10 protein-coding genes and 2 tRNA genes are annotated in these 12,914 nt (G+C 47.2%); 5 read left to right on the forward strand and 7 right to left on the reverse strand.

Features of this window, described 5'->3' with window-relative positions:
* Nucleotides 1-24 precede the first annotated feature (24 nt).
* Nucleotides 25-98: transfer RNA gene (locus tag HQRW_RS11465), tRNA-Arg, on the forward strand.
* A 1,446-nt stretch (nt 99-1,544) separates the two neighbouring features.
* Here the strand turns inward: HQRW_RS11465 and thsA are convergent.
* Nucleotides 1,545-3,206, reverse strand: a complete 1,662-nt coding sequence (gene thsA / locus HQRW_RS11470; RefSeq protein WP_049892323.1) for a thermosome subunit alpha — start codon at nt 3,204-3,206, stop codon at nt 1,545-1,547.
* Nucleotides 3,207-3,433: 227 nt separating this feature from the next.
* Here thsA and HQRW_RS11475 point away from each other — a divergent pair, with 227 nt between their 5' ends.
* Complete coding sequence (locus HQRW_RS11475; protein ID WP_014556722.1) at nt 3,434-4,219, forward strand: DICT sensory domain-containing protein; 786 nt, start codon at nt 3,434-3,436, stop codon at nt 4,217-4,219.
* Nucleotides 4,220-4,367: 148 nt separating this feature from the next.
* Here HQRW_RS11475 and HQRW_RS11480 read toward each other — a convergent pair whose 3' ends face one another.
* On the reverse strand, nt 4,368-4,910 hold the full coding sequence (locus HQRW_RS11480) for a KH domain-containing protein (RefSeq protein ID WP_011572260.1): 543 nt from the start codon (nt 4,908-4,910) through the stop codon (nt 4,368-4,370).
* A gap of 440 nt (nt 4,911-5,350) precedes the next feature.
* On the opposite strand from HQRW_RS11480, the gene HQRW_RS11485 reads away from it, so the two are divergent.
* Nucleotides 5,351-5,423 (forward strand) — tRNA-Asp (locus HQRW_RS11485).
* An 861-nt stretch (nt 5,424-6,284) separates the two neighbouring features.
* On the opposite strand, the gene HQRW_RS11490 is transcribed toward HQRW_RS11485, so the two are convergent.
* The 3 genes from HQRW_RS11490 to HQRW_RS11500 form a co-directional block, all read right to left on the reverse strand.
* Entirely contained in the window at nt 6,285-6,692 is a 408-nt protein-coding gene (locus HQRW_RS11490) for a CrcB family protein (protein WP_049892069.1), read from the reverse strand.
* On the reverse strand, nt 6,689-7,030 hold the full coding sequence (locus tag HQRW_RS11495; RefSeq protein WP_014556724.1) for a fluoride efflux transporter FluC: 342 nt from the start codon (nt 7,028-7,030) through the stop codon (nt 6,689-6,691). The genes HQRW_RS11490 and HQRW_RS11495 overlap by 4 nt, the downstream gene beginning before the upstream one ends.
* 183 nt (nt 7,031-7,213) lie before the next feature.
* Nucleotides 7,214-8,281: an ATP-binding protein gene (locus HQRW_RS11500; protein ID WP_014556725.1), complete on the reverse strand. Its 1,068-nt coding sequence runs from the start codon at nt 8,279-8,281 to the stop codon at nt 7,214-7,216.
* 75 nt (nt 8,282-8,356) lie between these two features.
* Here HQRW_RS11500 and HQRW_RS11505 point away from each other — a divergent pair, with 75 nt between their 5' ends.
* Complete coding sequence (locus HQRW_RS11505; protein ID WP_011572264.1) at nt 8,357-8,809, forward strand: DUF7382 domain-containing protein; 453 nt, start codon at nt 8,357-8,359, stop codon at nt 8,807-8,809.
* Nucleotides 8,810-9,335: 526 nt separating this feature from the next.
* Here the strand turns inward: HQRW_RS11505 and HQRW_RS11510 are convergent.
* Nucleotides 9,336-10,724, reverse strand: coding sequence for a tRNA(Ile)(2)-agmatinylcytidine synthase (locus tag HQRW_RS11510; RefSeq protein WP_014556726.1), 1,389 nt, complete (start codon nt 10,722-10,724; stop codon nt 9,336-9,338).
* 444 nt (nt 10,725-11,168) lie between these two features.
* Here HQRW_RS11510 and HQRW_RS11515 point away from each other — a divergent pair, with 444 nt between their 5' ends.
* Nucleotides 11,169-12,146 carry a transcriptional regulator gene (locus HQRW_RS11515; RefSeq protein WP_011572266.1) on the forward strand — a complete coding sequence of 326 codons (978 nt, stop codon included), beginning with the start codon at nt 11,169-11,171 and terminating at the stop codon, nt 12,144-12,146.
* A gap of 88 nt (nt 12,147-12,234) precedes the next feature.
* Here HQRW_RS11515 and HQRW_RS11520 read toward each other — a convergent pair whose 3' ends face one another.
* Nucleotides 12,235-12,483, reverse strand: a complete 249-nt coding sequence (locus HQRW_RS11520) for a glutaredoxin family protein (protein ID WP_014556727.1) — start codon at nt 12,481-12,483, stop codon at nt 12,235-12,237.
* Nucleotides 12,484-12,914 lie beyond the last annotated feature (431 nt).

The raw sequence follows: 12,914 nt of genomic DNA on the forward strand, positions 1-12,914 counted from the left end.
CATTGACTAAATATTGTTCAATGTGGGCGCGTAGCTCAGTTGGACAGAGCGTCGGACTTCTAATCCGACGGTCGCGGGTTCGAATCCCGTCGCGCCCGTCGTCGCAGTCATAACATATCTTAACGGTTAATCCGCAGCCGAAGCCGCAGCCGTACCACTCGCAGATATCACTTATAAAAATATTCACATAAATGCTATTGAATAATTGGTACAAGATTTCCCTGTTCTACAGATTAACAGGCAGAGTGCCTCGGGGCTTGACCCCGAGGGTGAATGCCGTCACTATATGCCACAAATTTAACTATTTCTAGCGTTTCACACGGTGACAACGACCAGAAACAACCCATCAAAGTATGGAAATGAAGACCTCATTTCCTTCGCTGGTCGTTTGACAGTTTGGAAATGTAGCCCCTCTCAAAATCCGCTACTATGGTGGTGCGACGGGGGTTTCAACGGGCGGAGTGAAGCCGCCGACCTCCACGGACTCCTCGCGGAGTTCGGGTGTTAATTCCAGCCGACCCCTCACGGGGAAGGTCGGAGGGAATTAAATTCGCCTGCGGGTGCCGTGCAGACCCCAAACGGTGAAGCCTCGGGGCTTGACCCCGAGGTACTTCACATACTAACACAGGGGTTCACTCAATTGAACTACCCTGCCCTACTACGCTTGAGGTTGCTCGCCTCTCGCTTGTTGAGCATAGGGCTTCCTGTTTCTACGTCGGAATGTATACCCAACGTGGGCACAGGGATTCCAGACTCCGCAGGCGATTTCCCTTCACGGGCGGTTCGGAGTGAACTACTCCTACCTGTGGATACTCGCCCACAATCGACAGTGCACGCTTTTTCTTGCGTTTGAACACCGTCAGAAGTGTAGGAAGTATCGTACTATTAATTATGAGGAGAATACCTGTATCGATTGAACTGTATGAATAACTGATGACGGTGCTGTATCCCCGCCCTACTTACTCGCTTCGCTCGTTTCTTAAGGACTGTCTCTTACCCACAAATCGAGTCAGGATTTCAGCGGAATGGGATCGCCGAGCACGACTGAAATCCTCGGTATCTACAGTTTCAGGATCTCTTTGGAACAATTGTAGTGGAGTTGATTACCGGCGTTCTGTCACCCCCACAGCCGATATCACTGTCTGAGTCGCTTCTCGCCTTGATTTGCTGCGTTCAAAATATCTCTGAGAGCGTCTGAAATGTCCGGTTACGACTCCACGAACTTATGGGTAAAAGACAGTTCTTGAGGACGGGGGATTAGCACCCGTATTCAGCTCACACAGACCGATAATATCCAAGAAAATAATCACGATAGATGACTCGTGTCCGCAAATAGACTCATAGAAGCGATTCAGATCGCTGAAATGAGAATAAATCATCACAGTGCAGTGCAAGTGTCGATCGAATTTGACTCCGAACCAATAGTCTGAGGTGGAGTCAGACTGCAATATGGGTTATATTTGTATGTGTGTTGTCACAGCAGTGATGTGAGTATATGATACAGATGTCAGTATGATATGGTATGTCCTTATGTAATACAGTGATTACATTGCGCCGCCCATACCGCCCATGCCACCCATACCGCCCATGCCACCGGCGCCGCCTGGACCACCAGGACCACCTGCAGGGGCGTCATCATCATCGTCCGTGCCGCCACCCTTCAGATCACCAGCAGCAATGACATCATCAATACGGAGGATCATTACAGCTGCCTCAGTCGCTGACTCAATTGCTTGTGTCTTTACGCGAAGAGGCTCGACAACGCCATCTTCTTCCATGTCAATGACTTCGCCGGTATATGCGTTAAGACCGGATGTAATTTCGCCTTCGTCATGCGTTTTTCGCAGGTCAACAAGCGAATCAATCGGATCAAGTCCTGCATTCTCTGCAAGCGTGCGCGGGATGACGTCAAGCGCCTCAGCAAATGCTTCAACAGCAAGTTGTTCACGACCACCAACAGAATCAGCGAACTCTCGAAGGTGAAGTGATAATTCAGTCTCGGAAGCACCACCGCCGGGCAATACTTGCCCATGTTCGAGCGTCGTTCGAACGACACCTAGAGAGTCATCAATAGCACGCTCAAGTTCGTCGACAACGTGTTCAGTGCCCCCTCGAAGAATGAGTGTCACTGATCGTGCATCATCGACATCCTCAACGAAGAGTCGTTCATCGCCGCCGATATCCTTCTGTGCGACAGAGCCGGCATATCCAAGGTCATCAGCTTCAATATCATCGACTGAGCCGACAACAGTAGCGTCCGTCGCTCGGGCAAGTCTATCAAGATCTGATGATTTTGCTCGTCGGACTGCAAGGATACCTTCTTCAGCGAGGTAATGTTGCGCCATATCATCAATACCATCGCCAACAAAGACAACATCAGCGCCAACATCAACGAACTGATCAACCATTTCTTGCAACTGTGCTTCCTCTTGATCAAGGAATTCTTGCAGCTGATCTGGATCAGTTACATTAACTTCTGCATCAATTTCGGTTTCTCGAACTTCAAGCGCACCATCGAAGAGCGCAACATTGGCGTCATCAGCCATATATGGCATATTTTCATGCACACGCTCTTTATCAACAATAACACCTTCAACAAGTTCAGAATTGCTGATGGATCCACCGACAACCTTCTCAATCGAAACGTTATCAATATCGATTGAATCATCATCAGCAACAGAAAGAACAGAGTCAACAACTAATTCCGACAGCAGATCTCGTGAGGACTCAGCACCTTTCCCTGTCATTGCAGTTTCAGCAATTTCTAAGAGAGTATCATAATCCTCTTCGGAGACCTCGATTGCGTCCTCATCAAGCTGTTCTTTTGCTTTTTCTGCAGCCTGTCGGAATCCTTGTGCAATTGTGGTTGCATGAACATCTTGATCAATAAGTTCCTCGGCTTGATCAAGAAGCTCACCAGCAATGACCACAGCACTCGTCGTTCCATCGCCTACCTCATCTTCTTGTGTCTCAGACACTTCGACAATCATATTTGCCGCTGGGTGGTCGATGTCCATCTCTTTGAGAATAGTTACACCGTCATTTGTGACGACAACATCACCACCGGAGTCGACAAGCATCTTATCCATCCCTTTCGGACCAAGCGTCGTCCGAACGGACTCTGCGACGGCCTTACCCGCCGAGATATTCATCGATTGTGCGTCTTTGCCCTGCGTGCGCTGGGAATCATCTCCCAGAATAATCATCGGTTGACCCTGTTGCATTCGCTGAGACATATTCACCCGATGATTGTTTGTGATTCTATAAAAATCTCACGCTCTCAGAATTGAATGACGACGAACAGGTATCATGACGTGGCATTAGTTACCATAGAACCGCCACTTATATACCGATATATATTGGCTTGATACAATCATCGCGTGCTGGTTTAAGACATAATAACTAAGCCTAATGATATTCTTGTCTAATTCAGATGCGATTGCGGGATTTTGTTGAAGAGTTCGCAACTGCAAGTGATGATCACTCACTTGCAGTGATTAACAGCGACCAGCCTCCGACGGTCACGCGAATGCTTGATGGGCTCTTTAGCAATCAGCCAGTAGATATTGAGATGGTCAATCGAGCCCTTGCTGAAGAAGATGTAATACAACTTCATCGAGACGGTCACATTGTTGCTGAGTCGAGATTCAGCGATTTGCGAGATGCGATTCTTGCGGTCAATGCAGATATTTACACAACCGGTGTTCGGTCACTTGCGGATATTGAAACACCTGCCGTGATCCGTGATCTTGAGCGGATTAAATTTCATGTTCGTGGATATCCGGCAGCATCAAAAGGAAAGTTGTTGCTTATTGAAATATCGCGATACATTGAGTCGCTGGCAGCCGAGGTCGGTGTGGGTGAGCTACATGCTGGATTTCAGCGGCTTTCACGGCTCACTCACGAACGAGGAACGCGTCGAGCGTATGACGAACTTGTGCAAACTGACTTATCAATCCATGTCTATGGTACCGGTCAATTAGATATGCCGACATCATGGCATCTGACTGTTCATGCTGATGATGCATCTGAACTCCAACGTGGATGGTTTGTGATTTTTGACCCGCCAGCAGACACACAAATCGCTGGTGCAGCACTCATTGCATATTCGATTGATCTCAAACAGAACGAATGGGTTGGAGTGTGGACCTCCGATGCCAACTCAATTAGTCGACTTCGATCATATCTCACAACGACATATAACTCATCAATGGATTGATTAACATAATCAAATACACATAGCTGAAACGTCGATTTTTATAACCTGAGAAGTATTGATTTGAATGAGTTGTTTTTGATCAAGCCCCGAGATATTCGATATATTCAATCTGTAGATTTGATTCGGGGGAAAGGCGCTATCCTAGTATTCACCCGGATTGCTGCACATTGAACCCACGTGTGAGTTCATTGTGTTTCCGTTCAAGGAAGGCATACACCGTCCCATGTGGAGCGCCATCAAGAAGCATTCCAGTCGCACGTCGAACTGCTTCAACCTCCTCGGGTTGACCAATCACACCGAGTGTTGTGCCTCTAATTACAACCTCTGCACCCGTCAGTTCTTCCATCAATTCTCTTGTTCGACCATTCTCACCGATTAATCGACCTTTCTGTCGTTGAAGATCATTTTTATTTCGGGTATGAGCATCAAGATCGATCAGTTCGAACGTTCGCATCTCATCATCAAGGATTGAGAGCGCAGCCGTTGGTGTGAATCCACGACCAATTGCGCGGACGATATCCGGTGCGAGCATTCCACGTACGGGATCACCTACATCATCAATCGCGACCGATCCCGTTTCAGAATCAATATTAAGTCGGACTTCAGCCTGCTGTTCGATTTCACGCATCGTCTCCCCACCTTCACCGATGAGTACGCCAATACGGTCCTGAGGGACCTTTACGTGTTTCATATAATCGTTATCCAGTGCCGAAGGTTAAATGATTCGAGCGAATCTGCAGGATGTTTGGTGGGTGTGTGCTCATGATTGTAGTGGTCTATCAATGAGTTTTCATCCGGATGAGCGCAAGTGAATACAATAGGATTTCATACCGCTGGATTGACATAATACAATTGATGATTCATCAGCACTGTTTCTGTCTGAGATCAACATGTTTGATCGAGGTCGCGAAGATGGACGCTGGGCTATGCTAATTGGTGATGATATGTCTGTCCAAGCTGAACTGTAGTCTATAATTGCATTCCACATCGAAACTGCAGTTGAGTATTCTCTGCCTGGCGATTCGGTCTCACTATGACCGCATCTCGAAAGTGAAGGCAATTCGTTCAGCGTTCGAGTAATCGACTCAGATGGTAAGTCTTAATTACGTAACCACGATATGAAATATTGAAGCCCGGGTGGTGTAGTGGCCGATCATATGACCCTGTCACGGTCGTGACGCGGGTTCAAATCCCGCCTCGGGCGTTCCACTTTTTTGAATTTCGATCAGGACTACAGCTCATATCAAAAACATAGTATCTTGATGTACCCAAATCATGACGTGTGATTTCACTGATCCGATTCGTCTCTTGTGAAGTCATGTTGTGGTTGTACATGCACCGTGAATAGTCGGTTTGCATCAGTTATACAGAATCAAGGAGAATACCTGCGGCTCAGCCGCAGGATAAATCCGACAACTCGGAGTCAATCTCCGCTACGAGAGCCACTCTGAGACTTGATAATCCGTAACTTAAATTGACAGGCGATTCGACATATAACTAAGAATCAGGCTGGGAACGGAGCGATTCTCGCCAGTCTGACGGTGGCGGCCTGTCCGCCCCAAGCAATCAGACAATAATCAGAACCAGTCAGGTGAACGGTCGGTTCCTCTCATGAATCGATGCAGTGCCCGACTGCTTGAAACCAGCACAGAAAGTAACTCCGAATCCGTTGAAGTCTGCCGGACTCCCCAAGGCAAAAACAACTTTGGGAGTCCGAACACGGCGGAGAATAAAAGTATCGGGGGCTGAGATGTGGCACTCCCAGCAGTCCCGCCCGCGACAGTCCGTGAACCCCACATGGATTCTCACCGTGCCGGGGTTCGGCGGAACTGCAAACCTGAAATCTCCACCATTCACACTCACGCTCAGGATTCCTCCGCGTTTAGTGATTCAACAAACTTCTGGGTGAACTGATTCACTCAGTCGATGCGAGAGAACTATTCTGACTGATGCATGTCAAGCACCCACTTCTTCTATGAGCTACTATACGCGGAAGAGGATGTCAATGTGAACCTACGATTTCGGGTTATTTTATGATCAAAATATTAGACTTCACAAATGCGTGTCAATAGATGATACGACCGATTGCTTGACCAACTCCAACCCCAGTGAGTGACGCAAGAAGTGTGACTGTGACATCGATACCGGCGCGTGAATAATTACCAGTTTCGATAGTATCGACGATACTCACAACATGTGATGAAAATGTTGTGAACGCACCACAAACACCTGTCCCAAATATTGCAACCGCAGGCGGAGTAAGTGGCACTGAAATAACAATCCCGAGGGCAGTACTCCCGACAATATTAATCGTGATTAGACTCTGACGTCCATCATCAAATATCATATCAACACTGAATCGACAGATTGCACCAATACCACCACCGACTCCAACAAGCACCGGCATGGGAAGCGTTTGGAGATATTCAACGCTAATCGTTGAGATACTCCAAATCAAGAGTAAGTTGATCATGCTAGCCGTCTCCCAACAAGCAGTCCACATATTGCAGCGGTAATGCCAAGCAGATAATTTGAACCAATATTGAGAATTCCAATCAGGGGACTAGCTGCTACTGTTTGTGCTGCAAATGTGCTATATGTTGTGAATGAGGAGAGAATACCTGTCATGACAAATAATTGTGCCCGAGATGTCTGAAGTGTCGTAGTTGCCACTGCGAGCATGAATGCACCGAGCACGTTGACCATCAGCGTCCCGCTTATCCCCGGAAGAGCGTTAGATATCAAATATCGAGTTGCCGCTCCTATGATTCCTCCAGCGCCAACGAGCAGCAATGCACCTTGTCGTTGCATCAATATTATTCAAATAGCAGGATATTCGATTATTTCGGTTCATACATTCACAGATTTGTAAGTGACATATCACGTGCTTTCTATAATACAATCAAAGAGTATACAGCGAAATACTGGTATGTGGTTGTGAACGGTGCTAGTTCGAGATCATCATAATAAAAATGCCAACCATTAATATAATGATTAATCACTAATTCGTGGACTAGCACCACCATGTGGTGTATCTCGTTTTCGAATTCGAATGTGGTGAACAGTCTCAGCAGTATCGTCAATAACAAGCACCTCACCGGGGCGATTCGGCATTATTGAGGCGAGGTCAGCATCCAGATAAACTGGATCCGAAGCGGCGAGTGCACGAACATCTGACCCAGCAGTCAATCGATGGACAATTCGGATATCAGACTGTGAAGTGGCAACAGCGGGAAGCGCGCTGGGTCGTTGTGTCGCAATAACGATCGAAACACCTGGCGCACGCCCACGGGTGAGTAGTGTTTGTAGTATATCAGCTGCGACACCGTTGAAATAAACGTGTGCTTCATCGATAAACAGCCATGGAAGTGTATCAATCTGCTCAGAAAGACGCGCAGTGTATAACTCTCCTGCGACACCAGCAACGAATGCATTCATCGCTGCATCCGCAAGATTGTGACAATCAAAAATAGTCGCTGCATCTCCAGAAAGTGTCTCAGCATCGACTCCTGCTGGGTCAAACACGTCCCATGTCATTGCTCGTTGAAGTCGATTCAATGCAGCGCGTTGGACATGGTCAGCAACCATCGAATCAGTAATATAGTCGATCATTGCCGAAAGTGTCTCCATAGCGGCTGCTGCATCCCAAATTAACGTTCCAGGAGGACTATTAGGGTCTGAACCCAGGAGTGCTGGCCAGTGAGCGGGTGAAACGGCACCGGTTCGTATCTTCGGTGTTCTCTCAATCTGTGCTGGTACCGGATCACCGTCTGAATCGCTGGTTACAGTGTCAAAGACGCCCATAGGATCGATGACAACTGGTGTGATACCGTGAGTGCGAGCAGCTTCTTCTATCAGCACACCAAGTGTATAGGATTTTCCATAGCCGCGTTTACCGACAATAAGAGTTGCATGGGGTCGATCAAAATCGATGCCGACATGAGCACCCATACTCCCATCTCGTGCACGATACGTTCCAAGATGACCGATTGGTCCAGTAGCCTCGGTATCGTCGGTATCGTCGGTATCCTCTTGCCCAATAACGCTGAAATACTTCGACATGCGTATGTCTGTTTCTGCAGTCCTGTATGAATATCCGGACGAGTGTTTATCCAATGAGAGGTTACCATCAGTGGTATGTTTGAAAATATCCGGCGCTTCGTCGATGACGATCGTGCAATTGAGGGGCTCCCAATTCGACTTGTCATTGCACTCGTCGTTGGGGTTGCAACACTAAGCGTTATGCTTAATATGCTTTCAGGGGTGCAAGGGCTTGGTGTGACTGAACTTGATGTTCAACCATCTGAGGAGGTATTATCCCCGGGCGAACATACAATTGAATTGACTGTTGTTGAACCGGATGGAGCACCTGTTGAAGCAGCCATAGTCATTATCAAGGCAGGAAGTGCTCGAATTGATGGTGTGATAACCGCTACAACTGGACCTGATGGGTCCGCGACTCTTAATATCAACCCTCGGATACGCGCAAATCAACAAACTGGAACATTGCGCATTGATATTAAGCCGCCAGCAAGCGGTTCGTATGCTGACCGACGAGCCAATACTGATATTCTAATTGTCGATGAGTGACACTCATTGATATTTCTTCCAATGCTCTTCATCGTGAATATACGAATTTACCCGAAGTATCGGTTGCAATCGCACTGAGAGCAGATTTTTTGCCTGTTTCCAATATAAGATTGCATACTTATCCAGACTCAAAGAGAGTTCCGTGCGTTAGCGCGTGGATGGATCCGCCAATCAACACGCCGCTCATGGGTTCTATAATACGAGACAGCATACTGAGGTATGCACAGCAAATGAGAAGTGGAGTTGGATTAGGATCTTGACTCTCAAAGAGTAATCCTGCATCGAGTGTTCTACTCACCCACCGTGGTTAACTCATAGTCATTAGTGCAAGTCTCTACCACCGTGATTATTCGTTTCGGTGATTGGAACCGCTGAATCCGCGTCATTCGACACCGTCAGTGAAACTATTCAAATAAACCACGACCGAGGCTCCGGTGGTCTCAGTCAAGGTGTCTTCAGGGATACAGGACAGGTGTGCTGCCCCACAAGTGAACTTCCACTTTTTCTATCATGTAGGATTTTAGTGCTATCGCTCAGGCATAATTGGGGCATCAAAGTCACCACGAATGAGCGGTTGAGCAATATGTCGACGAGCACACGGAGGAACTTCATACCATTTCAGTGATAATACTCGATCAAGCGACTTTTTATTTTGAGTTGGAGATGACGTACCACAGTCACGACATCGGTATCCTTGATTCCGGCCAGCACTCTTCATAGTCCGATTGCATCCGGGGCAGATTGGTGTTGTCTTAGTTGTTCTAGTGAGTGAACGAATAGCGAATTTCTCCAATTTGAGCGTTCCATTTGACACCTCTCCACAGGCAGTAATAATGTCACCAACGCGAAGTTTGCGGACCCATTGGCGGAAGCGCTTCGTTGGTTCGAATGCAACGCATGTGATAGTTGATGATACATTCTGATCGGTGATATCTGGATTCGATGGTTTTGTTCGCAGATGATGCGTATCTGTGAGCACGGCACTTTCTTTACTACTTGTTTCTTCGATATGGTCCTCTTCGGTTGTTTCTCTCTTCCCAAGAGTTACAAATACATGCCCGCCTGGACGTGTCTCCGGGTCTGTAATCACAGTACCAGTCACGCGATATGCACGATTATCTCGTAATGAGCCAATTGTCCCTGGACGAAGATGGATATCCGTTCCCTGATTCGTAATAAATGTCGATGATCGTTCAACTGGTTCGCTATCGATTTCTGCCGCAACGGTTTTGACCGCTGCAACGTCATCACCACGAATACCATAGAGGATTGGTCCTGGCGCATTTGGGACGCAGACAGCATCATCTTCCTCACGGTCGACTGTATCCCACACTGCTGGATATTGCCTTTTGGCAGCCTCGAATACCGATTTCTCATCGACATCACGGTCGGTTCCGCAGCGATTAAACTGACGATATGCGATGTGTTCAATTGTCCACTCTGTCAGAGCAGCCCATGCTCCAACAGCAGCAAGCGCCCCAATCCGCCCACGACCGCCATCCCATCCCTGATGATGATACCCAACCTGCTCGATAAGATCGACTGTGTCGGCTATTGTGTGAAATTCGCGAATTGCATCCCAACAGAAGTCAATGACCGAATCAGCAACTGAATGTGGAGTACAAGTATCGGTAATGACTACCCCAGGACTTGTATTTGGATCATCACTTATTGCAAGTGAGTCGATGAATTGCGTTGATATCTCAACTGCATCTGTGGGGTCAATATCGGTATGAAGCGCAATTGCTGCGTTCCCCCGGGTTTTATGCTCGACTGCTGGATTCAAGCGGATTAAAAGGCGGCGTTCGACAGTGCCGCCAGCATGTTCAATTGCTGTCGCAATCCGGGTTGCGAGGTATGTTGTACACATCCCACGGTTACGAGAGTCAGTATCATCGATACCGATGACCGTCATTATATGTTGTATTTAGCTATCGAATTAACCACTGTCGGTTATATGATCAGAAATATCATAACGCTCATCTGTAGAAGCGAATACCCGTCGTTTCGATCCTCTCTGATCACAGGTGTCAATTCGTCACTCTGTCGACGCTACACCCAATCTTCCGCAGGTACTGACTGCTACAGGTGAGCGATATCATAATAATACTACTGATGATACGATTTCTGAGAACACATGAGATAAAGAGAGTCGTATATGAAAGAGATTCAGACGAATGTGTACAGATAGCTATTCAGTAGCCAGATAAAAGCACTGAGCTATACTCGCTCTAAGAGTTTCTTGCATTACTACAACATAGTAAGTAACAGTAATATGGTTAATACGACACGAATTAAACGACAATGGCGTCTTATATGTGCACAACACATATATACGCTGAATGACCCATTTTAAGATATGTCACGGTCCGCACTAGTCGGAAATATCACGGCGATGTTAGAGGATGCCGGGTTTCTGGTGAGCGACCGCTGTGCGATTCGGCCAAAGAGTTTCGATGTTGCCGCACGGCGAGGTGAGGACCTTGTGTTATTAAAGATTCTTGGAAACGTCGATGCACTTGATAGAATGACAGGTGCAGAGATGCGTCGACTTGGTGGATATCTGGATGCAACACCGCTCGTCATTGGGGTCCGGACGCGCGATGAAGATCTTAAGCCAAATGTTGTCTATTTTAGACATGGTGTTCCGGTATTGAGTCCTGATACTGCAATGGATCTCTTTGTTGAGGGCGTCCCACCACTGATCTATGCAGCACCTGGTGGGTTATATGTCAATATCGATGGCGACCTTCTTGCAGATGAGCGCGAAGAGCGAGGATGGAGTCTTGGACGATTGGCGACCGAGCTTGGTGTCTCACGACGGACTGTATCAAAATATGAAGATGGGATGAATGCAAGTATTGAGATTGCAATTCAACTCGAAGAGGTATTTGATGAGCCATTTTCAAGTCCTCTCGAGGTGATGGAGGGTGCAGAGTCGGTCCGTGACTCTGAGCCAACACCTGATGACCCGGATCCTGATGCTGATGACGAGCATGTTGTACATATTCTCACTCGTGCTGGATTTACCGTGCATCCAACTGCTCGGGCCCCATTCAAAGCCGTTGGAGAAGATGATGACAATCGCCGTGGAGTGATGTCATTACTCACGGGTCATTCTTCATTCACGAAAAGTGCAAAAAAGCGTGCGCGAATTATGTCCTCATTGGGTGAGGTCACACAAACGCGTGCTGTCTATTTCACTGAAACTGATGCAAAACGGGATGCGGTCAAAGGGACCGCCCTTGTCAGTTGTGCAGAGCTTGATGCTGTTGATGACCCAGCAGCAATTCGCGATCTCATCCGTGAGCGATCACAAAAACCGACTGAAGCATAATCTAAAGGAAACAGGTTGTATTCAGTGTGATGATTACAAGTATCAATCCAGTGGCATCAGCGGAGTATCGATGCCAAAACCAATGACATCAGTTTGCATACGTCTTTTCAAGATATGTAACGATATCATCGCTTTCTGGCATTCCTGAGACATCATTGGCTTCGTCAACAAGCACGGGAACTCCGGTTTGATTACTGATCGATTCGACTTCCGTCCGTTCACTGTGTGCCCGCGGAACCGAAACGGAATCATACTCTAATCCGAGTTCATCGAGTTTATCGATAACCTTTGCACAGTATGGACAGCCGCTAAGTTCGTACAGCGTAAGATTAGACATCATCGTCAATAATGCACAGACGAGTAAGAATCTAGTGGGTTTGTGCAAAGCCAGTACACGTATATTTTGATGTGAAATCTATTGTGGACATCATCTCAGATACATGAGATTAGATTATCAGAGAGGCTCTTACCTAATTTGATGAAACAACTGTATGAAGTGTGAAATGTGAATAAGCGGAGTGCTGAATATAGAGCACGAGTTCAGCATAATAGTGACGCTCTTCACCCTGGACATCACTCCCATGACTCATAGTGATTAGTTCGAATAGTTTCACCGGGAGTGTCGAATGACGCGGGTTCAGCGGCTCCGATCACCGACACGGATAATCACGGCGGTAAAGACTTGCACTAATCAGTATCAATGGGTGCCCTCCACCAAGTCCCCGCACTACGATGTGACTGCATACCTACGACAGCCATATTTCCATC

The organism is Haloquadratum walsbyi C23 (assembly GCF_000237865.1).
Lineage (GTDB): Archaea > Halobacteriota > Halobacteria > Halobacteriales > Haloferacaceae > Haloquadratum > Haloquadratum walsbyi.